Below are 24,803 nucleotides of genomic sequence, written 5' to 3'. Positions count from 1 at the left end.
TTTTTCTACAGAATTATAGCATGAAGTTTCCAGTACATGAATATACGGGTTGTTATGGAATATGGAAAAATGTTGTAAGTATTTTCAGTCTCCGGTTGTCTGTCGTCGTATCAGAACAGGAGTGATCTTTTTGTGGATCGGTTTTTGAAGCGGTGCCGGTTTTCTTTTCTTCATTTCGTTCATCTGTTCCACAAGCAGTTCCATGGTAGTCTGTGCGATCACATCAATCTGCTGTCCAATAGTAGTGATCGGAATGATGGACTCCGCAGCAATGGGTGAATTATCGAATCCGATGATCTGATATTCATCCGGCAGACAGTTGTATTTCTGGAAGATCAGATTGAGAAATATATTTGCGTAAGTATCATTGGATAAAAATATGCCTTTTTTCTGACCGGAATATTTACTGTCAATATCCTGAAAGATCACACGCATCTGTTCAAAAAGCTCCTGATAGGAATCACCGGAAACATTAAGGTTCAGTTCATAAGGAACATGATATTCCCGGCATGTTTCCTCAAAGGCACGGATACGGTCATAAGCCGGAATATTCTCAGGTACATGGACATTGATGTGGATCAGTACATCACACTGATTACGTATCAGCAGAGAAGTAGCCTGCATGCTGCCCATGTAATTGTCTGTTGTAACGCTGCATATATGTTCTGCTTCACGTTCAATGGCGATCACAGGAATATTATAGGAAGCCAGTTTTTCAGAGGAAAGAGTATGGCTGAGAACAATAAGTCCTTCAATCTTATAAGCCATCAGCTCGTCCAGATACTGCATTTCTTTCTCCGGGCCGCCATCACTGACAAAAACCAGAAATTTGTAATGATAATCGGAGTAACTTCGAAGAAGCTGTGTCAGCATTTCGGAATAATAATGAAGATAAAGGTTCGGGACAATGATCCCTACAAATTCGCTTTTTCCATTGGCAAGAACCCTGGCAAGCTTGTTTTTTCTGTAGCCGAGCTCATCAAGGGCTTTTGCGATCTTTTCCTGATTTTCCAGGGTCAGAGAATCCGGATGATTGAAATATCTGGAGATCGTAGTCTTGGAAAAACCAGTGTATTCTGCAATATCGGCAAATGTTACCTGTTTTTTAGCCATAAAAAAATAGTCTCCTTTTAACAGCAGAAAGTTATGATACGGAATGCAGATGTGATCATATAAGAGAAATCTGCAGACCGTACAGGATAATTGGATTGATGTAATTAAGTATAACAATACAGACGTTAAATAGCAATAAAAAATAACCAGTTAAGTTACCGGTAACTTTTCTTGAATAAATTAACAAAAAAGGTTGACAGAAGCTATGTCATATAGTAGTATCAAATTATAAAGTAACCGGTTACTTTACCGGTTACTAAACAAGAACGAAAGAACAAAAACGGGAGGAAAAGAGAATGAAAAAAGGTTCTGCGAAAGCTGTTCCGGCAGGAAAAAGAACTGCTGCAGAAAAGCTTCAGTATGTGAAAAAGAACTGGCAGCTGTATGTGTTTTTTCTGCTGCCTGCACTTCTTCTGACGATCATCTTCAAATACGTGCCCATGGGTGGCGTACTGATCGCTTTTGAGGATTACAATGTCATTGATGGTGTATTTGGAAGCAAATGGGTAGGACTGGAATACTTCCGGAGATTTCTGGCATCACCGGATTTTATGAATTATCTTGTGAACACTTTGAAACTGAGTATTTACGGACTGCTGTGGGGATTTCCGATTCCGATCATCCTGGCACTTCTTCTGAATCAGATCCGGAGAGCCGGGATCAGGAAAAAAATTCAGCTTCTGATCTATGCGCCGAATTTTATTTCCGTTATCGTACTCTGTGGTATGGTTCGTATGTTTCTTTCACCGGTAGGTCCGCTGAATAAACTGATCGGTTCCGATGCCAATTGGATGACTATGCCGGCAGCATTTCGTACCATTTACATAGCCAGCGGAATCTGGCAGACAGCCGGATGGGCATCCATTATGTATACTGCAGCACTTGCCAATGCAAGTAAGGATCTGGAAGAGGCAGCAGTGGTGGATGGAGCAAATATCCTGCAGCAGATCTGGTATGTACAGCTTCCGGCTATTAAAAACATCATTGTGATCCAGTTTATCCTTCAGGCCGGAAATATTATGAGCATTGGTTTTGAAAAAGCATATGCACTGCAGACAGATATGAACCTTCCTGCATCTGAGATTCTTTCTACTTATGTATACAGAATCGGTCTTCTGAATGGAGACTATGGATATTCTACAGCAGTGGGGCTGTTTAATTCAGTGATCAATGTAATTCTTTTGATCTTTGTAAACTGGGTAGTCAAGAAACTGAATGACGGAGAGGGATTATAGGAGGTGCTGTTATGGCAAAAGCAAAGAAAAAGAAATATTCGGCATCTGACAAAGCCATTTTAGGAATCGGATACGTACTTCTGGGTGCATTTGTACTTTCCATTCTGGTTCCGCTTTTATATGTTGTGATCGCATCCTTTATGGATCCGAATGTGCTGAACAGCCAGGGGATCAGCTTTGATGTGCGGAAGTGGACGATCGATGCGTACCGCAGAGTTCTTGAAAATAATATGATCTGGAGAGGTTTTGCAAACTCATTTTTTTATTCCCTGGTGTTTACCATTATTTCAGTTTTGGTAACTCTGCTGGCAGCATATCCAATGTCCAAGAAAGAATTTGTGGGAAGAAATTTCTTCAATGTTATTTTTCTCATTACCATGTTTTTCGGTGGAGGAATGATCCCGACTTTTATCCTGATCAATCAGCTGCATCTGGTAAATACAATCTGGGCAATCCTGCTTCCGGGTGCGTTTAATGTCTGGAACATGATCCTTGCCAGAACCTATTATCAGTCTATCCCCAAGGAACTCAGAGAGGCATCTGCCATTGACGGTGCCACGGAAATCGAGCATTTTTTCAAGATTATGATGCCGGTATGCAAACCGATCATCGCAGTGCTTGCACTGTGGTCCTTTGTAGGAATGTGGAACAGTTATTTTGACGCTATGATTTATTTGAATGATGCGAAACTGCAGCCATTGCAGCTGGTACTTCGTTCCATCCTTGTACAGAATACACCGCAGCCCGGAATGATCGCAGATATCCAGAGTACTGCACAGATGGCAAAGGTAGCGGAACTTCTGAAATATGCTACGATCATTGTATCAAGTTTACCGCTTCTGATCATGTATCCATTCTTCCAGAAATATTTTGACCAGGGCATTATGGTTGGTTCTGTAAAAGGCTGATGACAGGAGGTTGATAATGATGAAAAAAGAATGAAGGCATTATTGGCAATCGGGCTTTCTGCAATTATAATGGTATGCAGTGCCGGATGTGGAAACGGAAAGAACACATGAAAGCAGAAACAGATCCGGATATCCCGGTGGAAGATGTGTCCTTTCCTCTGAAAGAAAAAGCAGAGCTGTCTTTTATTACCAGTGCACCTGCAACATCTACACAGGAACCTAATGAAAGAACGATTTTTAAAAGACTGGAAAAGCAGACCAATGTCCACATTGACTGGACCTGTTTTGTATCGGATCAGTTTGATGACAAAAAAAATCTAGCGCTGGCACAGTTCGGAAATCTTCCGGATGGACTTTTTAACGCAGGGATGAGTGATTATGATCTTCTTCGTTATGCCAAACAGGGAATCATTATTCCGGTAGAAAATCTCATTGATAAATACATGCCGAATCTTAAGGCTGTATTTGAAAAATACCCGGAATACAGAACAATGTGTACAGCACCGGACGGACATATTTATTCTTTCCCATGGATCGAGCAGCTTGGTGCGGGGAAAGAAGCCATTCAGGCAATTGGAGATATTCCCTACATTAATAAAAAATGGCTGGATTATCTGAAGCTGGACGTTCCGACTACAACTGAGGAACTGGAACAGGTTCTGGTCGCTTTCCGCGACAATGCAGATAAACTGGAAAAGAAATTCAACATTGAGGGTGGTGTGATCCCGATGTCCTTTATCATCAATAATGGTGATCAGGATCCTGCAATTCTCATCAACGGATTCGGAGAAGGATATGGTGACACCGGTGATCATTTTGCAGTGAAAGATGATGGAACCGTTATTTATACAACTGTACAGGAAGGCTATAAAGAAGGTATTCAGTGGCTCCATCAGTTGGTAGAAGAAAAGCTGGTGGATCCGGAGGCTTTTACCCAGGAATGGTCAACTTATGTTGCAAAAGGTAAGAACCACAGATATGGTCTGTGTTTCACCTGGGATATTGCAAATATTGATAACAATGAAGATTATGTAATGCTCCCGGCGCTGGCCGGTCCGGATGGTCTTGTAAATATCACAAGACAGAATAACAGTGAAACCAGTGGCTTTGACAGAGGACGTTGCGTTCTGACTACAAGCTGTCGGAATACGGCACTGGCAGCAGCATGGATCGATCAGATGTATGCACCGATCCAGTCTCCGCAGAATAACTGGGGTACTTACGGGGAAAAAGATTCATTTAATATCTTTGAGATGTCCGAGAATGCAGAAGGTGGTCAGATGCTGAAACATATGGATCTGGGAGATGCATCTCCGGTAGAGGTTCGTGAAGCACAGTCTGTAAACGGACCGTTGGCAATACTTAACGAGTATTACGATGTATATGTAACAGAGCCGGCAGATGCAAAATGGCGTCTCGACAATATGCATGAAACATATCTTAAGGATATGAACAGTAAATATGTGTATCCGAATGTATTTATGAGTATTGATGATACCAATAAGGTATCTCAGTACGACACAGATATCAAGAAGTATGCGGAACAGAAAAAAGCAGACTGGATCCTGAATGGCGGCATCGATAAAGAATGGGATTCCTATCTGAAAAAGATGGAGCAGTATGGACTGTCTGATTATCTGGCAATCAAACAGAAATATTTTGACCAGTATCAGAAGTCTCTTAGTGAGACAGAGAAATAAAAACAGAAAAAGATACCGGTCAGAAACATAAAAAAGAAAGAGAGAGCAGAGTATGAGTGAAAAACTTGTAAAAGCACGTCTTTATGAAATAGAGGAAGCAAAAAATATCCCGCAGGAAGAGAAACCGGCCTTTCATGTATCTGCACCGGTTGGCTGGATCAATGATCCCAATGGATTTTCTGTTTTTAAAGGAAAGGTACATCTTTTTTACCAGTATCATCCTTACAGCCGTGACTGGGGCCCTATGCACTGGGGCCACAGTGTGACGGAGGATATGATCAGATGGGAGCAGCTTCCTACAGCGCTTGCACCGGATCAGGAATATGATCGAGAGGGATGCTTTTCTGGAAGTGCTATTGAAGCGGATGGCAAACAGGCTTTGATCTACACAGGAGTTACAACAGAAAAGCTGCCTGATGGAAAAGAAGAAGTCCGGCAGAATCAGTGCATTGCCTGGGGTGACGGAAAAGATTATGTAAAGGCAGAGAAAAATCCGGTAGTCACCGGGGATATGCTTCCGGAGAAATGTAGCAGAGTTGATTTCCGTGATCCGAAGGTATGGGAAGATCACGGAACATACCATATGCTCGTAGGATGCCGCAGCGAAGAAATTCCTGGACAGGTAGTTCTGTTTTCCAGTAAAGATCTGAAAGAATGGAAATTTGAAACAATTCTTGCGGAGAACTCCACAGGAGAAATCGGTGTTATGTGGGAATGCCCCGATTTCTTTCCGCTCGGGGATAAACATGTGCTGATCTGTTCCCCGCAGCATATGCGTGCAAAAGGGTATGAGTTTCATAATGGACATAATTCCCTGTATTTTACGGGAGATTATGACAGCGAAAAACATACATTTGAAAAAGACGCACCGGTAAGTCTGGACTACGGACTTGATTTTTATGCGCCGCAGACAACCCTTCTTCCAGATGGAAGAAGAGTGATGATCGCCTGGATGAAATCCTGGGATAGCTGTGTGATCAAGGAAAAGCAGAGATGGCAGGGAATGATGACTCTTCCGAGAGAGCTGGAATATCGTGACGGAAAGATCTGGCAGAAGCCGGTCCGAGAAATTGAGAATTATCGGAAAAACCGTTGCTGTTATGAGAATGTAAAAGTGGGTGAGAGCTTAAGCCTTGAAGGCGTCCGTGGCCGAATGATCGATCTGACTGTGGAACTGCAGAACGCAGATGGCATCATGGATGGAAGCAGGAACTCTGGAAATCCAAATCAGGAAGCATTGGATGTGTACAATGAGTTCCGGATTGAGCTTGCACGCAATGAAGAATATACAACGGTCTTTACCTATGATCGAAAAAGACAGATACTGGAAATCGACAGAACCTGGAGCGGGGTGCAGCGTGATGTTGTATGTACAAGAAAGCTCCAGATCACAGATGACAGACAAAATCTGAAGCTGCGTTTTATCCTGGATCGAAGCTCCATAGAGCTTTTTATCAATGATGGAAGCAAAACTGCGACTACCGTGATCCCAACACCAGTGGAAGCAGATGAGATCCTGTTTCACAGTGACGGAAATGCTGTGATCCAGGTTGAGAAATATGATATTGTGTTGTAGAAGCCTCTCAAATATTGACAATTTCTCTATTTTTGTATAACATAGGGGAAGTTGCTTACGCCGGATCAGGAGTTATTCGTATCTCCTGATCCGGCATATATTTACAGGAGAGGAACACAGGAATGTTTTATCAGTTAAAAATCACAAGAAAAGGAACGAAACCGCCGGTATGGAGACGTTGTACTGTTGCGGCTGACGTTACATTTGCAAAGATGGCAGCCATGCTTGAAAAACTGGTTCAGTATCCGGCAGGCAGCCTATATGAGATTGAATTTTTTCAGAAAAAAGTACAGATCCGTGAGAACGGTGACGGAGAAGCAAAGAATAATTTCACATTATTAAATGCAGGCGAGACAGAGACTGCAGAGCTTATGGATTCCGAGAAATGGTTTACCTTCCGTCAGTATGGTGCGGATAAGGAAGCTCCGGAATACAGAGTTGATATTGAGAAGAAAGACGAGGGAACAGCAGAAGCTCCTTCTATTATAAAAGAAGTAAAGGGTGAGGATGATCCGTACTGGACAGAGGCACCAGAGCTGGGATGCACTGCAGCAGTTGAAACTGAGGTGGAAACAGCCAAAGCATCTGAAGACATTGCTGCAACAGTAGCGGCAGTAGAGGCAGCAGCCAGAGCTGCAAAAGCAGATGAGGCAGCCACAGGCAGCAGAAGAAATCCTACAGTAAAAGATTTCCTCATGTCCTATCGTAAAGAAGACCTTCTCAGCATTGCAGGTGAGCTTGGACTTCACTGCAAGGGAATGGATCAGGAAGAGATCGCCGCAAAGGTTGCCGCAGAGGTTCTTAAACCGGAGGTTATGAAAGCAAGCTTCCTCGTAGCAGACGATCAGGAGGTACTGGCTTTTGAGGCAGCTATTCAGAGAAAATGCTTCCATGTTGCAGAGGATGAGTGGAATACGTTAGAATGGCTGAACGATATGGGCTACCTTGTTTCCTACAGTGATGATTACGCAGAAGTTCCGGCAGAGGTTGTAGCTGTTTACGATCAGATCAATACACCGGAGTTCCAGACACTTCGCAGCCAGGTAAACTGGCTGAAGGATTGCCTTATTATGGTAAGCTATCTGTATGTATCTGCACCGGCAAAGACCGTATATGAGATGTTTAAGCAGAGAAAAGGCTTTGACATCGGATATGACAGCTTCATCGAGCTGTATCATACCATTCCGGAGAAGGCCTGCATCTGTGAGCTTGCGGAGGATCAGCTGATCCTGAAATCCGCACTGGTCAATAACATCTACAAGGATATCGAGAGACGTCAGGGTGGACGGAAATTCTATATTCCGTCTGTAGATGAGATCCTGGATTATTCCGAAAACGGGTATCCGACAAAATCTGCTTCTTACCAGAGACTGGGCAGATTCCTGCTGGATGAGATGAAGGTTTCCGATGCAGTGAAGGATCAGGTACTGTTCTTTATTTACAAAGAATGCTCCATGGATGGCAGAATGTCAGCGATCATGGAAAACCTGAACCAGAAGGGGATCCAGTTTAACGATGAGCAGCTTGAGAAATTTACAAAGCTGATCATGGAGGCAAACAATAACACAAGAATGCTGGAATTCCGCGGTTACACACCGAATGAGATCTCAGGAGCAGTATGGCCGTTTGCCACAGGCAAGCCGCACACTGCAATGCCGAACAGCTTTGTGCCGACAGCAATGCCGATGCAGCCGGCATCTGCAAGAAAAATCTATCCCAACGATCCGTGTCCGTGCGGAAGCGGTAAGAAATATAAGAAGTGCTGCGGAAGAAGATAATTCTGCAGAAAATTTACCGTAATTCCGGAGTTGAAAGTTCCCATAGATCGTTGCGGAGCGACTGCGCTCATGAGTGAGCAGCGAACGCGGATGATCTGGTCCGATTTATCGTTTGATGCAGTATCTCCGGAAATACCATACAAATTAATATAAGACAGTTCGTTTGTACCATCCTGTCTATAAATAAAACCAGGGCTGAAGAAGATGTGAGAATCAGGGCAGACTCGTGGCGGGGCTGCCCTTTTTTACTTTAACTGGATCAAGGCCGGGAATCCCGGTTTTTTATTTATGGAAATATTCGGGTGGTGTGACAGATCCAGAAGGAGGAAAAATTTATGTATCAGTTAAAACAGAAGCAGATTTCGATTCGGCACACTTTCTGTCCGGTTACACCGGCAAATGTTCCAACATCCATGGTCATCGCTGGCATGTGGAGATTGAGATCGAAAGCCGGAAGCTGGAGAAAAACGGTCAGGGGCGAGGGATGCTGGTAGACTTCGGAGATCTGAAAAAGGATCTTCGGGAGCTGGCAGATTCCATGGATCACACGCTGATCTATGAAGAAAATACATTACGTCCGAAAACGCTGGAAGCACTGGATGAGGAAGGCTTTCATCTGGTGAAGGTTCCCTTTCGCCCTACAGCAGAGAATTTTTCAGAGTATTTTTTCAGGAAAATGGAAGAAAAGGGCTATCCTGTAAAAAGAGCTGTTGTTTACGAAACACCAAATAACTGTGCAGCTTACCGGGAAACGGAAGAAGAAACGGAGGCGGTATGGCTATGAGTACCTATCAGGTTGTAGAGAAATTTGTCAGCATCAACGGAGAGGGCAGACGGGCAGGAGAGCTTGCCGCTTTTATCCGGTTTAAGGGCTGCAATCTTCAGTGCAGCTATTGTGATACCAGCTGGGCAAATGAGCCGGGATGTGAGAGTGAAAGGCTGACAGAAGAAGAGATCCTTTCCTGGATCCGTGAAACAGGCGTAAAAAATGTGACACTTACAGGCGGGGAACCACTTTTACGGAAAGGCATGGAGGAGCTGATCGAGGCAATCCTGGAGGATCCATCCCAGCGGGTGGAGATTGAGACCAATGGAAGCGTAGATCTGAAGCCTTATCATATATTAAAAAACGTCCGTCCTTTACCATGGATTATAAAGCACCGGACAGCGGCATGGAAAAAGAGATGCTCCTTTCTAATCTGGAGCTTCTGGGCAGTGAGGATACGCTGAAATTCGTGGTCAGCAGCCGCAGAGATATGGAAAAAGCCCTGGAAATCCTGGAAAAGTACAGGCTGGTCGGAAAAACGGCAGTTTATTTCAGCCCTGTATTTGGCAGGATCCAGCCGGTGGAGATCGTGGATTTCCTTATGGAAAAAAAGCTCAACGATGTAAAGCTTCAGATCCAGCTTCATAAGGTGATCTGGGACCCGCAGAAACGGGGAGTATGACAGGAAAACATATCACAATATAACAAGAAATACCGCAGAAAAGGAGAACGCTATGAAAGCACTTGTACTTGCAAGCGGCGGTGTGGATTCTACCACCTGCCTGGGGCTTGCCGTAAACAAATATGGAAAAGAGAATGTAATTGCATTAACAGTAGCTTACGGACAGAAGCACACAAAAGAAATCGAGGCTGCCAGAAAAACAGCAGAATATTACGAAGTGGAGCATCTTTATCTGGATCTGGAGCCGATCTTCCGGTACAGTGACTGCTCGCTGCTGAAGCATTCAGACAGAGAAATCCCTCATGAAAGCTATGCAGAGCAGCTGAAGGAAACCGATGGATCACCGGTGTCAACCTATGTGCCGTTTCGGAACGGATTATTTCTTTCCTCAGCAGCAAGCATTGCGCTGTCAAAAAACTGCAGTGTGATCTATTACGGAGCGCATGCGGATGATGCTGCCGGAAATGCGTATCCGGACTGTAGCAGTGCATTTCACAATGCGATCAATGAGGCAATTTATCAGGGAAGCGGCGGTCAGCTGAAGGTTGAGGCACCTTTTGTCAGCTGCACAAAGGCAGAGGTCGTAAAAACCGGCCTGGAGCTTAATGTTCCTTATGAACTGACATGGAGCTGTTACGAAGGCGGCGAAAAGCCCTGCGGTGTGTGCGGAACCTGTATTGACAGAGCAGAGGCATTCCGTCTCAATGGAGTGAAGGACCCGGCACTTGACAGATAGATCGGTCATGAGTAAGTAACGAAGTGGATCGCAAATATCCGCCTGACCATAGAAAGGAAAAAAATATGAGCAGAGAAAACCTGGAAAAAGAAGGAATCACCCTTCTCGGAAATCAGAAGGTAAAATATCCGGACAATTATGCTCCGGAGGTACTGGAAACATTTTTGAACAAGCACCCAGACAACGATTACTTTGTAAAATTTAACTGTCCGGAATTTACAAGCCTTTGTCCCATTACCGGACAGCCGGATTTCGCGACGATCACAATATCCTACGTACCCGGTGAAAAAATGGTGGAGAGCAAATCTCTGAAGCTGTATCTTTTCAGCTTCCGCAATCACGGAGATTTTCATGAGGATTGCGTGAATATCATTATGAAGGATCTGATCCGTCTTATGGACCCGAAATACATTGAGGTCTGGGGAAAATTTACTCCGAGAGGCGGCATTTCCATTGATCCCTACTGCAATTACGGAAAAGCCGGAACCAGATGGGAGGAGATTGCCTGGAAACGCCTGACAGAGCATGACATGTACCCGGAGAAGATCGATAACCGGTAGAAAAACAAAAAGTCCCTGTTTTCACTGCGAAAAGCAATGAAAGCAGGGGCTTTTGGTTTAGTGTGCCTGACAGCGTAGGTTTATCTTTATGACAGCCGGATGCATTCTGATTCTGTGCCAAACAGATCAGCGATCACGTCGTGCACGGTTTCGATCTTATCTGCCATATAAGCCTTTGCTCCGCAGAACAGCAGGCCGTTTTCCACGTCGCCCTTTACGGCGGCGATCAGCTTGTCTGTAATGCAGTAAGGGATCTCGCCGGGGGAACATTTGGCAAGGCAGCGGTGGCATGGGCTGTGCGGGATTTTTTCACCGGCCATGACGTGCTGCATGAAGGGATTCATAATGGCACGTCCCGGCATACCTACCGGGCTTTTTACAATGGCAATGTCGTCCTTTGCGGCGTGGATCAGGGATTCTTTCAGCCGGATGTCTGCGTCACATTCTTCCGTTGGGATAAAGCGGGTGGCGACCTGAACGCCGTCCACACCAAGATCAAGGACATGCTTTACATCCTCGTGCGTGGCGATGCCGCCGGCAGCTACTACAGGGATTTCCGTGCCGAATTTTGCTGCATAGCTTTTTACAGTCTGGACGATCTTTCGGATCTCATTGTCGTAGGTTTCCGGGGTATAGGAATCCAGCTCTTCCTTGTGGAAGCCCAGATGACCGCCTGCCTGGGGACCTTCGATCACCACAAGATCTGCAGTGCGCTTGTACTTTCTTTCCCAGTATTTCAGGATAACCTTTGCAGATTTGTCCGTTGAGACAATGGGGGCGATCTTTGTTTTGCTTCCGCTGACAAGAGCAGGGAGCTCTGTAGGAAGTCCTGCACCGGAGATGATCAGGTCAGCACCGGCCTGGACAGCTGCCTTTACATGAGATGCATACTCCTTCAGTGCAACCATGATGTTGTAGCCAATGATACCGTCAGGAGAAATCCTGCGTGCTTTTTTCATCTCGGACAGGATAGCCCGCTGGTTGGCTTCTTCGGTATTTCGGTCGAAATCCTCTTCGCGGTAGCCGATCTGAGCGGTGGAGATGATTCCGATCCCGCCTTCCTTTGCAACAGTGCCTGCCAGCCGGCCAAGGCTGATGCCGACACCCATTCCACCTTGGATCAGGGGAAATCTCGTAAGTTTATCACCGATTTTAAAATTCTTCATAATGATCAGATCCTCACATTCATTTGCGTTCTTTAAATGATTTTAATATAAAATAGTTTTATCATCAAAGTATATCATAACAGGGAAATTTGTCAATGTATATGTAGGAAGGTTGGCTCAGGGAGATGTGGTGATTTGTTGGTATAGCTTTTCGGAATAAGAAAAGGGTGAGCTGACAGCATTACGCTGTGTAGTCTCACCCTTTTTATGTGTGATGAAATCTAAAACTGTAAAGCAGTAGACTGTAGCTGAACTCCGTCTGGCAAAATCAGAATTTAAACAGATTCAGACCGATCTCTTCGCTGAACTCACGACCGATTTCTCCGTCGATCATCTGGATCTGGATCTCGGCGGTAGCACTGATGATGGCACGGTTCAGATGGCCGCCGTGTACAAGGCCTTCTTCGTCACCGGCTGCGATATGGAGATGAAGATAAACGTCACCGTCCTTGCGGGTAACGGTACCGGTAAGAGAAACAATCTCATAAGCTCCCTGAAACTGGATAGAGTGGTATTCCTTTGTTACAGTGTTGTATACACCTGCGGTGAAATCATTGATGGCACCAAGGCCTGTGACCTGTGCAAGGCGGATGTTCTCTTTCTCTGCAACCTTGCCGATCTCCTCCAGGATCTCTTCCTTCGGATCAAGTCGAAGATAGATCGTGTTTCCAAAACGTCTGTATTCCATGATAAAAAACCTCCCTGTAAATTCTTTGATTTTCCCATTGTCTGAGTATGATTTCAGTATAATACATTCCTGTTTTTATTCAATAGTTACATTAATCAGATTACAGCACTTCCGGAAATTATTGCATCATGCTCTGTCCAACTTCTTTTTAATGTATTAATTTCTGGAATTGCTATAGGTGTATTTTTTACATGTTCAGATTTTTACATGAAAAAAAGGACTAAACCGATGAAAATATTGAATTTATATTTTTACCGGCTTTTTTATAATGATTTTCATAAAGAACGGAATGTAAGAACTGTAAACTGGAAGCAGCAGGGAAAGGGTGAAAGTATGAAAAAAGATTTGGTCAGATGATCAAGGTAAAACCGGAAAAGCTTGCCGAATATAAAAAATGGCATGCAAATCCAATGCCGGGCGTAAATGAAATGATCAAAGAATGCGGCCTGAAAAATTATTCTATCTACAGCAAAGGAGAATATCTTTTTACATATTTTGAGTACGAAGGCGAAGATTTCGATGCAGATATGGCAAAGATGGCAGCAGATCCGGCAACACAAAGATGGTGGGATGTTGTAAAACCGCTGATGTCACCCCTTCCTGACAGAGCAGAGGGCGAATTCTGGTCAGATATGGAAGAAATTTATCACCTTAACTAATAAGCAAAAGCAATAGATATGGAGGAAAAGAAACATGAACAGTAGAGAAAGATTTATCGCAACTGTAGAAAGAAAACCGGTAGACAGACCGGCCTGCTGGCTTGGTGATCCGACACCGGAGGCAGTTCCTGCACTTTGCGATTACTACCATGTAGACAATATCAAAGAACTGAAAAAAGTATGCGGAGATGATTTCTACGCAGTAGAGATCCCGTACAAATCCCCGACATGCTCCGCAATTTTCGCGGCATTTGACTGGTATATGAACGGAAGCAATGTAGATACAGAGCACAGAACACTGACAGCAGACGGATGTTTTGCACAGTGTGAGGATCTTGAAGATGTGGAGGCAGTGAATTTCCCATGGCCGGATCCGGAGCTTTATATCGATCCGGAAGAATGCCGCCGCCTTGTTGATGAGGCACCGGATGATAAAGTAGTTATGGGTATGCTCTGGGCCTGCCACTTCCAGGATACCTGTGCTGCATTCGGAATGCAGACATGCCTTATGAACATGGTTGCAGAGCCTGAGATGGTACATTATGTAGATGATCATATTGTAGATTTTTATCTGAAAGCCCTTAAGATTTTCCTTGAGGCAACAAAAGGTAAAGTACAGGCAATCCTCATCGGTGATGATGTAGGAAGTCAGAGAGGCCTGATGATCAGCCCGGCTCTTATCAGCGAGTTCGTTATTCCCGGAGCAAAGAAACTTATCGATCTGGCACACAGCTATGGCGTAAAGGTTGTATATCATTCCTGCGGGTCTATTGTTGAAGCTATCCCGCTTCTCATTGAGGCTGGCGTTGATGTTATCCATCCGATCCAGGCACTTGCAGCAGGTATGGATCCTGCAAACCTGAAAGATAAATTCGACGGAAAGATTTCTTTCTGCGGCGGTGTTGATACACAGGATCTTCTTCCGAACGGAACACCGGAGCAGGTAGCTGCAAAGGTTAAAGAGCTTCGTACCTACTTCCCGACAGGCCTTATCGTATCACCAAGCCATGAGGGATTACAGCCGGATGTTCCGCCAAGCAATATCAAGGCGCTGTTTGACGAAGCAACCAAGATCTACGAATAGGGAGGAAGAAAAATATGATTATTATTGGAGAAAAAATCAACGGTTCCATTCCTTCTGTTGCAGAGGCTATTGCAAAAAGAGATGCGGAGTTTATCAAAGACCGTGCAAGAAAACAGGCAGAAGCCGGAGCAACATTTATCGATTGCTGTGCATCTGTTCCGGAGGAAGAGGAAGTTGAAACACTGAAATGGATGATCGACTGTATTCAGGAAGTAACAGACCTTCCGATTTCTGTGGACAGTCCAAGTGCTGATGTACTGATCCAGGCTTATAAATTCTGTAAACGTCCGGGACTTTTCAATTCTGTATCCGGCGAGGGCGACAAGATCGACAAGATTTTCCCTGTTATGGCACAGGAAGAAAATAAAGGCTGGGAAGTTATCGCTCTTCTCAGTGATGATACCGGAATCCCGAAAAATGCAGCAGACAGACTTCGCGTATTTGATAAGATCATGGCAAAAGCCAAAGAATACGGAATCGCTCCATCAAGGATCCACATTGATCCGCTGGTAGAGATGCTTTGTACATCTGAGAACGGAATTGAGACAAATATCGAAGTTATCACTTCTGTTCGTGAGCAGTATCCGTCCATTCACATTACAGCAGCGATCAGCAATATTTCTTTCAACCTGCCGGTTCGTAAGCTGATCAACCTTGGATTTATGGTACTGGCTATGAATGCCGGACTGGACAGTGGAATCCTTGATCCGACAAACAGAGACATGCTTGGCCTTATTTATGCAACAGAAGCTCTTCTTGGAGAAGATGACTACTGTATGGAGTACATCGGAGCATACAGAGAGGGTCTTATTGGACCTGTAAAAAAATAATCAGGATCCCTTCAGGTTTGCAGAGCCTGCGGAGGACTCTGCAAACGAATCCCATAAAAAATACGATAAAAGCTGAGATGAGTGCGAAAAATTATCAGCCTGTCCGTAGCAAATAATGAATATACATAATATTTGGAGGTAGAACAATGTCAAAAATCGAAGAAGTTGCAAAATTAGTAGAAATCGGTAAAGCGAAACTGGTAGGAAAAGCAGTGCAGGAAGCTCTTGATGAAGGCTGCGATCCACAGGAGATCTTAAATAAAGGTATGATCGATGCCATGGCTGTTGTAGGCGAGAAGTTCAAAAATAATGAGATCTTTGTACCTGAGATGCTGGTAGCAGCAAGAGCCATGAAAAAAGGTGTTGAGGTTCTGAAACCGCATCTTGCATCCGGAGCTACAGGCGTAAAGGGTAAACTTATCATTGCAACAGTAGCAGGAGACCTTCATGATATCGGCAAAAACCTTGTTGCCATGATGATCGAGAGTGCAGGCTTCGAGGTTATCGACCTTGGTGTTGACGTTTCCAATGACAAGATCATCGAGTGCTACAGAGAGAACCCGGATACAAAGATCATCGCTCTTTCCGCTCTTCTTACAACAACAATGCCTGCACTTCGTGATGCTGTAGATGCACTGAACAAATCTGATTTCAGAAGCAATATCAAGGTTATGGTCGGCGGAGCACCGATCACTCAGGAATTCGCAGACGAGATCGGCGCAGACGGATATTCCGAGGATGCTGCAAGTGCTGCAACACTGGCAAATCAGCTGATCGGAGCATAACTGAATAATCCAACCGCTTATGATAAACCTATGCCATCAGGGATACCGTATGGAACAGAATTCAGAGATTCTGTTCATGCGGCATCCCTTTTGGGGTTTTAGAAACATATTGTCTGTACTTTATCTTCTGGCATCCTCAACAGCTTTATACATAGCCATGATATTCTGAGGAGGAACATCACCGAGGATGTTGTGCTCCTGGTTGAATACGAATCCGCCATCCTGGAAGAAGATATCGATCATGCGTCTGCAGTAGTCGTAAACCTCTTTTTCAGTTCCCATGTTCAGAATTTTTCTGGTGTTGCATCCGCCGCCCCAGAAGGTGATATCTTTGCCGTATTCCTGTTTCAGTCTGGCAGGATCCATATTGGCTGCTGATGTCTGAACCGGATTAAGGATATCGAAGCCTGCTTCTGCCAGATCTCCGATGACCGGGAAGATGGAACCGCAGGAGTGGAGGAATGTCTTCATGCTGCTGTGTTTATGTACATACTCATTAATTTTTGTATGATACGGTTTGAATAAGGTACGGTATTTTTCCAGGGACATGAACATGTTGTTGTTCATTCCGAGGTCATCACCGAAACGGACAATATCTACGATTCCGTTAAGGTACTTACATGTGTTTTCCAGGTTTTTCAGGTGGCGTTCCAGAAGCTGGTCATTAAGTGCAAGAACCTGCTCCGGTTCCTCATAAATATCCATGAGATAATTTTCCATTCTGCGAAGGAAAGTTCCCCACTCGAAGAAGTTGCATCCGCAGGTGATCATCAGGGCACGGTCTGTGCTGTTCTTCAGTACAAGACATCTCTCACGAAGTGTTTCCCAGAAATATTTTTCGTTGGAATGATCCCATGGACTGTGAACCATAGCACTCCAGATAACCTTTCCCATCTCTTTATCCAGATCATTGTAGTTTTCCGGATAATCTTCTTTATATGGGAAGTACTGCTGGTCAAAACACATTCCGCCGTTTGGCATCTTGGCAATGAGTGTGCCCTCGCAGTCAAAATATTCATAAGAGCCATCTTTGTTATGTCTCGGCCTGAACCAGCCCGGCCACTGTGCGGCAACGCCGTTTGATAAGGTTACATCGTACCAGTCGGAGTCTTCTGTGTTAAATACACGGCCAACGTCAAGGACGTCAGCTCCGATGATATCAAGAACCTGGATCTCAGGCTGAGCTACCTGCTGTACCACATCGTAAATACGGTTGTGGCCTGTTGTGATTCCAAGATATTCTTTAAATTTTCCGTAAGCCATACCACTGATTCCGGCACTTACGTTGCTTCCCAGATCCATTGGAAGGGAATCAGGATTCTGATGATTGACAGACGCCATTACACGTTCTCTGGGTGTCATTTTCATATATATTTACCTCCTGTAGTTTTTCATTTGCTTCAACTTATAACTACATTATGTGAAAAAAAAGTGTGTGTTTCAATATGATTGCCGGAATAAAAATCTAAACGTTTTACTACGAATTTTACTATGTTGAATGAAGCGGATCTCATAGGACTTATAATGAAAAACAGATAAAAACAGAGAGAAAAACGACGAAACAGAAGCGTTTGAAGGGACATAAAAATGATAACATTAAAAGACGTTGCAAGGGAAGCAGGTGTATCCATAGCAACCGTTTCCTGCGCACTGAGCGGAAAGAAAGCAGTCCGTCCGGAAACCTATACAAAGATAATGGACGCTGTGGAGAAACTGAAATATATTCCGAATTATTCTGCCAGAAATCTGAAAAAAAAGCCAGCAATATGGTAAGCGTGCTGCTTCCGGGAATGAGGAGCCAATTTTACTCAGGGCTCTTTGACGGAATATCTTCTTATCTTCAGTCCCATGGATATTCCATTAATATTGCGTTTTCCAATGATTCCGCAGATGTGGAATGTACGAAGATCGACGAATTTATTACCCAGAATTCAGCAGGGCTTATTATCGTGACGACACAGCCCGGTAATACAGCTTTTTTTCAGAACCACATTATGGATTATCAGATTCCGGCGGTTTTTGTTGAGCGTGAACCGGATTCCGTGTTCTGTAATTATGTAGGGTTTCGTCATTACGATACCTTTTACAGCATAACAAAACAGGTTCTGGAACAGGGATACCGGGATATCAGTATTGTCTGTGGTCCTCTTGAGTTTTCTTCTGAGCGGAATTATGTCCGGGCATGCAGAGATGCCATGGAAACACTGGGTGAAGATTTGGCACCGGAGAAGATATGTGCGACGAATTTTACCAGAGAAGATGCATTCAGCAGTTTTATGAAAACTTTTTCCAGGAAGCCGCCGGAGGTTTTGCTGTCAACAAGTCGTGAGATCACATATGGAATTCAGACTGCCATGGAATACTGCGGATTGCGAACCCCGGAGGATATTGTTCTGATCAGCTGTTCCGAGGAATCCTGGATCAACATCAATCAGAATGATGGTGTGATCAAAATCTCCAGAAACAGTACTGTTCTGGGGGAGCAGGCAGCCAGGATACTTTTGCAGAATATCCATAACCCAAGGCTGTATGAGCAGACTATACAGGAGATTGATTTTTCGGAAAAGGATATCCGGCTTGTGAGTCTGCCGGAAAAAGAAAAGCAGCAGAAACAGAGCTTCCGGATATCCTGCAGAGAGAAAATCCGCTTTCTGGCAGTGGACAATCCGACTATCCAGGCACTGCAGCTGCTTACCGGACATTTTGAAGCGGAAACCGGGATTCAGGTAGAGTTTCATTGTGTACCTCAGAACCAGCTGCTTTCCATGATTTCAGAGTCCTGTGCTACGCTGACGCAGACCTATGACTTTTATACCTATGATGTTCCGTGGCTGGAATATATGGTTCAAAATATGTGTCTTGCAGATATTTCTTCCTTTATTGAAAGTGAAAGCTTCAGAAAGGATCAGTTTTTTCAGTCAGGCTTCCGGAACTGCCAGTTGAACGGACGGTATTTCGGAATCCCGGTGAGCGGAGGAACACAGCTTCTTTTCTACAGAAAAGACCTGTTTGAAAACAGGGAGCTTCAGACTGAATACCAGAAAAGGAGTCTGATATCACTTCGGGCACCGAGAACATGGAAGGAATTTAATGATGTGGCTGCCTTTTTTACAAGGAAGGAGAATCCTGCGTCACCTACAGAATACGGAGCTTCTTTTGCGGGAGCGATCGATGAAGAACTGGCACCGGAGATCCTGATCAGGCTCTGGGCCTGCGGCGGAAAGCTGTGGGATAATTATCATAGGCCAACCTTTCATACGAAGGAGAACAGAATGGCTTTTGAGAGTATTCTCCATACGCTGGATTATATACCGGAGAAAGATATGAACAGATCTATCACTCAGACAGTAGATGATTTCTGTACAGGCAGGACAGCTATGCTGATCACATATTCAGAGTTTGCCCATGGAATAAACCGGCGGGTGAAAGAGAATGTATCCGGTCGGATCGCTTCCGGTATGGTTCCGGGAAAAGCACCTGCCAGTGTAGGATGGAATCTGGGACTGAATCCTTTTTCCTCACACAGAGAATCTGTCTGCCGATTTTTTTCCTGGCTGTGCAATAGTGATACGAATCTGTATCTGACTATACTGAATGGTGCGTCAACAGTTGTGACACCGTACCGCAACAGTGAGCTGCTGAAGCTGTATCCCTGGCTGGTCAGCACTGAGGAGAGCCTTCAGTATGCAAAAAGACGAAACAGTCCGTATCGAAAGAATCGCCTGATTATTCCTGTAGAGCAGATTGAGAAGATCATGTGTCAGGCTCTGCGAAAAACATATCAGGGAGATATCTCTGTTGAGGAGGCGCTGAAAGCAGCACAGGAAGAGGCGGATCACCTGTTCAGCATGTATGGATATCCAACGATTCACGAAATATTCAGAAGATGACGAAAAACCACGTTTAATAATTTTTGTAATATGCAATATACACAAGAATAATTGTGGGAAAAGTTGTAACTTTTGTGAAAATATAGTATAATCAACGAAAAAGTGCACGAAAAACAGACGAAAATTATATATAATCACGGGCAATGTACAGATGGGAGGGGAAGAAAATGTATACACTTCTGATTGCTGATGATGAACCTCTTATCCGCAATGGGGTGAAAAAGATCATAGACTGGGAATCTCTGGGATTTTCGGAGATTTTTCTTGCGGAGGATGGACAGGAGGCACTGGATATCATACGGAAAAATCATGTGGATCTTGTGCTGACAGATATTGTGATGCCGTTTATGGATGGTCTGGAGCTGACGGAGATCCTTTCAAGGGAATTTCCGCAGATCCATGTTGTGATCCTCACTGGACATGAGGATTTTCAGTATGCACAGAAATCTGTCGGACTTGGAGTGAAGAACTATATCCTGAAGCCTATCGGTGCCGAAAGCCTTTATAAGGAAATGAAGGAGATCTGCGAGAAGCTTCATATAGAGAACAGCCAGAGACAGTATATCCAGTCAATGAAGAATCAGCTTCGCCAGAGTCTGCCTGTACTTCAGGAACAGACACTGAACAAGATCGTCTGTTCTGCAGACCGTAATCTCAGGCTGTATCTGGAGAGGGCAAAAAGCCTTCAGCTGGATATGAGCCAGGCACCATATGAGATTGGAGTCATGGATCTTGATATGGAAAATATTTCAGGGGCAGATTATGATCTTTATCTTTTTGCATCCCGGAATATTGTGAAAGAATGTCTGGGAAAAGAGCATTATGTTTTTGAAGATGGAAAAGACAGAGTGGTAATTTTGTTTCGCTGCGGTACACTTGAAGCAGAATCGCATGATCTTATTTATGATGTCCTCTGTATTATCCAGAAGTCTATCTATAACACGATCCGGCTGAAAACCACCTGTGCACTGGGGACAACGGCAGCCACCCTGGATGAACTGAACCAGGCCTACCGCAATGCAAAGAAAGCACTGGAGTGTAAATATTCACTGGGAAGCAATAATGTTTATGATATTGAAGACCTGAATTATCTGGAGCGTTCCTTCTATTATCCGCAGCAGGAACTTCACCATCTTACTAAGAGTATCATGATCGGCAATACGGAAGAAATCGAACGAGCAGTACGTTCTGTATTTCATGACAATGGAAAGAACGGTTCCCTTTCCGGAAAAAATGTCAAGGTTATTTATATGGAGGCAATGAATGCGCTTTTGAGAGAACTTGCCGGGCTTAAGGATATCCCGGATGAAATGTGGAACAGAGGATTTGTATTATACCAGAAATTTGAAACATACAGTTCCCTGAGAGAGATGGAGGATGAGCTGATCCGATTTGCATGCAGTATCCGTGACGAAATGAATTCTGCTCAGACAAACAGTGGAATGCAGGTTATTGACAAGGTGAAGGATTATGTAATGAGAAATTATAAAAATCCGGAGATTTCCCTTACATCAGCAGCGGAATTTGCATCTGTCAGTACAGGATATTTAAGCGGACTCTTCAAGAAAGAAGCGGGAACGAATTTTGTAAAATATCTTACAGATGTCCGTATGGAAAAATCCATGCAGCTGCTTCGATCAACAGATATGAAAACCTATGAGATTGCTTATGAAACAGGATTTTCCAATCCTCATTATTTCAGTGTTTCTTTCAAAAAATATACAGGAATGTCTCCTTCCGAGTTCAGGGCAAAGGAGTAAGCCATGAAGAAAAAACAGAAAAGCAGCCTGAAAAACCGGGCCCTGAGTCAGACAGCGGTGCTGATTATTGTTACCATGTGTATTATGGTTACTGTTTTTTATATGGTCTTTCATTCAAGGGCATTTAATGAACGGGGAAAGTACGAAGAAGAAAATCTGGTAAATATGGAAGCCTATCTGAACAGCTATCTGGAGGAAGTGGATTCCATTGCAAAAAATGTAAATTATAATTATTATCTTCAGGATTATCTGGAAACTGTGATCAAAGAAGAAGATGATTATGTGGATAGCGGAATCGGAAAAAATATGCGTTCTTATGAGATGAGCTCCCAGGCATTCAGTGACACCTTACTTTCCAGGGCAGATATTTCCTCCATTATGATTTTTGGAAAGAAAAAAATGCTCCTGAACAGATCTATGTATACCTATCAGAAGGTCGCATTGGATTATTCCAAGCTGGACTGGTATGCGAAGGCAGTGGCAAAGCCGCAGGATGCAATTATCACAGGACCTAACAGACATTCATTTTTTGACACAGATGATGAGGTGATCTCACTGAGCAGGGAAGTCCAGAGCTATGAAAACGGAACCTTCCGAGGTGTGATCCTGATCAATCTGAATATGAATAAGATCACGGAGATCTGTAATTCTTTTCAGGAAAAACAGGAGAATTTTATATGTATTATAAATGATAAGGGCGAGCTGGTTTATGAGCAGCAAAATGGAAGAGAACGCTTCGCTTTTGATGAGAAGGAAAACCGTCAGGAGCTGAATACAGCACTTGGGAAAACGAAGGAGAGCTGTTTCAGGCTGAACTACAGAGGAGAGAAATATCTGGTAACCAGAACCGATATGAAAACAACAGGGTGGACTCTGGTAAGTATGGTTCCGTACAAGTCTGTGATGGCAGAAACAATGGCGATCAGTGGGGTAATGATCCTGGCTGTGGCAATTACTCTTATAGTAACCCTGCTTCTGCTTAACCGGATTCTTACAGGAGTAGTAAAGCCTCTGAAAAAACTGGAAAAATATATGGTTCAGGTTAATCCGGATAATATGGATCAGCGTATGGAAATTCTTACAGACGATGAGATCGGACATTTGTCAATGAAATTTAATCAGATGATGGACCGTATCCGGAATCTGAAAGAGCAGGTGATCGAAGAACAGGAAGATAAGCGAAAGTACGAGCTTCAGGCTCTGCAGGCACAGATCAATCCGCATTTTCTGTACAATACGCTGGATTCCATTATATGGATGGCAGAGACAAATGACTCAAATATCGTGGCAATGACAGAAGCACTGGCAAAGCTGTTCCGGATATCCCTGAACAAGGGAAATGAAGAAATCTCTCTGGAAAGGGAGCTGGAGCATGTGAAAAATTATCTGATCATTCAGAGTATGCGTTATGCAGATAAATTTACATATGAAATTTCAGCAGAGCCTGGTGTGGAACGGTGCAGGACGATAAAGCTGATCCTGCAGCCGATAGTGGAAAACTGTATTTATCATGGCATCAAAAAGAAACGAGGAACAGGAAAGATCACTATCCGGGCGTACAGGCGGGAACAGAATCTGATCATAGAAGTCAGCGATGACGGATGCGGAATGCCGGAAGAAATATGCAGGAAAATCCTTTCTGATGAGATCGAATCTGAGAATATCAGCGGTTCCGGAATCGGAGTCAAAAATGTAAATGAACGCATCCAGCTCCGTTTTGGAAAGAAATACGGTCTGAGCTATTCATCAGAAGAAGGCGTTGGAACGACAGTGACTTATGTTCTTCCATATAATGAGGGAGGCAGTATATGAATAAGAAGCATATGAAAAAAAGGCTCCTGATTTTTGCGGCGGCAATTTTGATGATAATAACGACAGTAACTGTTCATTATAAAACAGAAGTCAGATCTGAGGCAGCCGGTATAAAAACGCAGCAGGAAACAAAGAAAAAATAATCGGTGCCACTCTTGCATCCAGTCAGGCCAGTTATCAGTATGCTATTGGAAATCTTCTTGTTGCAGAAGCAGAGAAAGATCCGGATTATAAGCTGGAAATCCAGTATGCAGAATGGAATGTAAAAAACAGGAAGAGCAGATGAGGGATTTTATCCGGAGAAAAGTTGATGCCATCATTTTTTGTCCGGTTAATGCGAAATCCTATCTGAATGTACTTCGCGAGGCAAAGAACGCCGGAATCCCTGTGATCAATCTGAATATGAAAGTGGATACTGTATCTGCGGAATATATTACAACTTATGTAGGGGCAAGTATGTCGGAAGAGGCTGATCTGGCAGGTCAGTTGGTGGTGGAATGTCTTAATGGAAAAAAGGAAAAGTGGGAATCATCGAAGGTTCTCAGGGAACAGATCCCCAGATTTACAGAACACAGACATTTCTGGAATATCTGTCCAGTTATCCGGACGTTGAAGTTGTGGGGATTGAAGAAGCCAACTGGTCCCGGGCAAAAGCAGGTCTGGCAGCATCCAGACTTCTTTCCCGGAATCCGGATATCAATGTATTTTACTGCCATGACAGCAATATGGCACTGGGAGTTTATGATATGCTGAAGGCAAGGGGAATACAGGACAAGATCCAGGTGATAGGAATTGGAAATGAAACAGAGCATATGGAAGCGGTAAAGAGTGGAAAGCTTTATGGTATTGTAACCCAGCCACCGGAATATGAAGCGGAATATGCATGGAGCTGTGCAAAAAGAGCTGCTTCGGGAGAAATCCTGAGACTGTGGTACAAGAACCTGGTAGTAAGCCTTACAAAAGATAATATAGACACTTATTTCAGACCGTCACTGGATTAAAAAAAGGACTGTTACTGATGTGAAAAATAAGACTAAACCGATGAAAAAATTGAATTTCAATTTTCATCGGTTTT

Annotated in this window: 21 protein-coding genes and 2 pseudogenes; 19 read left to right on the top strand and 4 right to left on the bottom strand. The window is 43.9% G+C overall.

Annotated elements, in window-relative coordinates:
- Positions 1-84: 84 nt before the first annotated feature.
- Entirely contained in the window at positions 85-1,113 is a 1,029-nt protein-coding gene (locus CK1_RS12895; protein WP_015526650.1) for a LacI family DNA-binding transcriptional regulator, read from the bottom strand.
- 296 nt (positions 1,114-1,409) lie between these two features.
- Between CK1_RS12895 and CK1_RS12890 the strand changes: the two genes are divergently transcribed.
- From CK1_RS12890 to queF, 9 genes and pseudogenes are all read left to right on the top strand, one after another.
- Complete coding sequence (locus tag CK1_RS12890) at positions 1,410-2,348, top strand: ABC transporter permease (RefSeq protein ID WP_015526649.1); 939 nt, start codon at positions 1,410-1,412, stop codon at positions 2,346-2,348.
- Between the two features lie 11 nt (positions 2,349-2,359).
- Positions 2,360-3,256: a carbohydrate ABC transporter permease gene (locus tag CK1_RS12885; RefSeq protein WP_015526648.1), complete on the top strand. Its 897-nt coding sequence runs from the start codon at positions 2,360-2,362 to the stop codon at positions 3,254-3,256.
- Between the two features lie 107 nt (positions 3,257-3,363).
- Complete coding sequence (locus CK1_RS12880; protein WP_015526646.1) at positions 3,364-4,956, top strand: type 2 periplasmic-binding domain-containing protein; 1,593 nt, start codon at positions 3,364-3,366, stop codon at positions 4,954-4,956.
- A 52-nt stretch (positions 4,957-5,008) separates the two neighbouring features.
- Positions 5,009-6,532, top strand: coding sequence for a glycoside hydrolase family 32 protein (locus CK1_RS12875; RefSeq protein WP_015526645.1), 1,524 nt, complete (start codon positions 5,009-5,011; stop codon positions 6,530-6,532).
- Between the two features lie 122 nt (positions 6,533-6,654).
- Positions 6,655-8,310 (top strand): YecA family protein, encoded by a 1,656-nt coding sequence (locus tag CK1_RS12870; protein WP_015526644.1) that lies wholly within the window; start codon positions 6,655-6,657, stop codon positions 8,308-8,310.
- A gap of 307 nt (positions 8,311-8,617) precedes the next feature.
- On the top strand, positions 8,618-9,094 hold the full coding sequence (queD, locus tag CK1_RS12865) for a 6-carboxytetrahydropterin synthase QueD (RefSeq protein WP_306288915.1): 477 nt from the start codon (positions 8,618-8,620) through the stop codon (positions 9,092-9,094).
- Positions 9,091-9,758: pseudogene (gene queE / locus CK1_RS12860) on the top strand (putative 7-carboxy-7-deazaguanine synthase QueE). Before queD ends, queE begins: the two are co-directional and overlap by 4 nt.
- A gap of 19 nt (positions 9,759-9,777) precedes the next feature.
- Positions 9,778-10,494 carry a 7-cyano-7-deazaguanine synthase QueC gene (queC, locus tag CK1_RS12855; protein ID WP_226844513.1) on the top strand — a complete coding sequence of 239 codons (717 nt, stop codon included), beginning with the start codon at positions 9,778-9,780 and terminating at the stop codon, positions 10,492-10,494.
- Positions 10,495-10,559: 65 nt separating this feature from the next.
- Positions 10,560-11,054, top strand: coding sequence for a preQ(1) synthase (gene queF / locus CK1_RS12850; protein WP_015526640.1), 495 nt, complete (start codon positions 10,560-10,562; stop codon positions 11,052-11,054).
- A gap of 86 nt (positions 11,055-11,140) precedes the next feature.
- On the opposite strand, the gene CK1_RS12845 is transcribed toward queF, so the two are convergent.
- Positions 11,141-12,220 carry an NAD(P)H-dependent flavin oxidoreductase gene (locus tag CK1_RS12845; protein WP_015526639.1) on the bottom strand — a complete coding sequence of 360 codons (1,080 nt, stop codon included), beginning with the start codon at positions 12,218-12,220 and terminating at the stop codon, positions 11,141-11,143.
- A 268-nt stretch (positions 12,221-12,488) separates the two neighbouring features.
- A complete protein-coding gene (locus CK1_RS12840; protein WP_015526638.1) occupies positions 12,489-12,908 on the bottom strand; it encodes a PPC domain-containing DNA-binding protein in 420 nt (139 codons plus the stop codon).
- 353 nt (positions 12,909-13,261) lie between these two features.
- On the opposite strand from CK1_RS12840, the gene CK1_RS12835 reads away from it, so the two are divergent.
- The 4 genes from CK1_RS12835 to CK1_RS12820 all read left to right on the top strand — a co-directional run bounded on the left by CK1_RS12835 (position 13,262) and on the right by CK1_RS12820 (position 16,266).
- The gene (locus CK1_RS12835) at positions 13,262-13,567 is read left to right on the top strand and encodes an L-rhamnose mutarotase (RefSeq protein WP_015526636.1); all 306 of its coding nucleotides are present in this window, start codon (positions 13,262-13,264) and stop codon (positions 13,565-13,567) included.
- A gap of 34 nt (positions 13,568-13,601) precedes the next feature.
- Positions 13,602-14,651, top strand: a complete 1,050-nt coding sequence (locus tag CK1_RS12830; protein ID WP_015526635.1) for a uroporphyrinogen decarboxylase family protein — start codon at positions 13,602-13,604, stop codon at positions 14,649-14,651.
- Between the two features lie 14 nt (positions 14,652-14,665).
- Entirely contained in the window at positions 14,666-15,481 is an 816-nt protein-coding gene (locus tag CK1_RS12825) for a methyltetrahydrofolate cobalamin methyltransferase (RefSeq protein WP_015526634.1), read from the top strand.
- Positions 15,482-15,627: 146 nt separating this feature from the next.
- Positions 15,628-16,266 carry a cobalamin B12-binding domain-containing protein gene (locus CK1_RS12820; RefSeq protein ID WP_015526633.1) on the top strand — a complete coding sequence of 213 codons (639 nt, stop codon included), beginning with the start codon at positions 15,628-15,630 and terminating at the stop codon, positions 16,264-16,266.
- Positions 16,267-16,386: 120 nt separating this feature from the next.
- Here the strand turns inward: CK1_RS12820 and CK1_RS12815 are convergent, their stop codons facing one another.
- Positions 16,387-17,634 (bottom strand): uroporphyrinogen decarboxylase family protein, encoded by a 1,248-nt coding sequence (locus CK1_RS12815; protein WP_015526632.1) that lies wholly within the window; start codon positions 17,632-17,634, stop codon positions 16,387-16,389.
- Positions 17,635-17,853: 219 nt separating this feature from the next.
- Between CK1_RS12815 and CK1_RS12810 the strand changes: the two genes are divergently transcribed.
- The 6 genes and pseudogenes from CK1_RS12810 (at position 17,854) to CK1_RS12790 (ending at position 24,729) form a co-directional block, all read left to right on the top strand.
- A complete protein-coding gene (locus tag CK1_RS12810; protein WP_015526631.1) occupies positions 17,854-18,039 on the top strand; it encodes a LacI family DNA-binding transcriptional regulator in 186 nt (61 codons plus the stop codon).
- The gene (locus tag CK1_RS12805; RefSeq protein WP_015526630.1) at positions 18,033-20,156 is read left to right on the top strand and encodes an extracellular solute-binding protein; all 2,124 of its coding nucleotides are present in this window, start codon (positions 18,033-18,035) and stop codon (positions 20,154-20,156) included. The genes CK1_RS12810 and CK1_RS12805 overlap by 7 nt, the downstream gene beginning before the upstream one ends.
- Positions 20,157-20,323: 167 nt before the next feature.
- Positions 20,324-21,916 carry a response regulator gene (locus tag CK1_RS12800; RefSeq protein ID WP_015526629.1) on the top strand — a complete coding sequence of 531 codons (1,593 nt, stop codon included), beginning with the start codon at positions 20,324-20,326 and terminating at the stop codon, positions 21,914-21,916.
- 3 nt (positions 21,917-21,919) lie between these two features.
- The gene (locus tag CK1_RS12795) at positions 21,920-23,728 is read left to right on the top strand and encodes a cache domain-containing sensor histidine kinase (protein ID WP_015526628.1); all 1,809 of its coding nucleotides are present in this window, start codon (positions 21,920-21,922) and stop codon (positions 23,726-23,728) included.
- Positions 23,729-23,983: 255 nt separating this feature from the next.
- Positions 23,984-24,232 (top strand): annotated as a pseudogene (locus tag CK1_RS18405) (substrate-binding domain-containing protein); the annotation flags it as partial.
- A 17-nt stretch (positions 24,233-24,249) separates the two neighbouring features.
- Positions 24,250-24,729: a sugar ABC transporter substrate-binding protein gene (locus tag CK1_RS12790; protein ID WP_353611171.1), complete on the top strand. Its 480-nt coding sequence runs from the start codon at positions 24,250-24,252 to the stop codon at positions 24,727-24,729.
- Positions 24,730-24,803 lie beyond the last annotated feature (74 nt).

Origin of the sequence: Ruminococcus sp. SR1/5, from assembly GCF_000209835.1 — a bacterium.
GTDB lineage: Bacteria > Bacillota > Clostridia > Lachnospirales > Lachnospiraceae > Blautia_A > Blautia_A fusiformis.
Note: the sequence above shows the minus strand (reverse complement) of the source record. Positions and strands in the feature narration are given on the sequence as shown.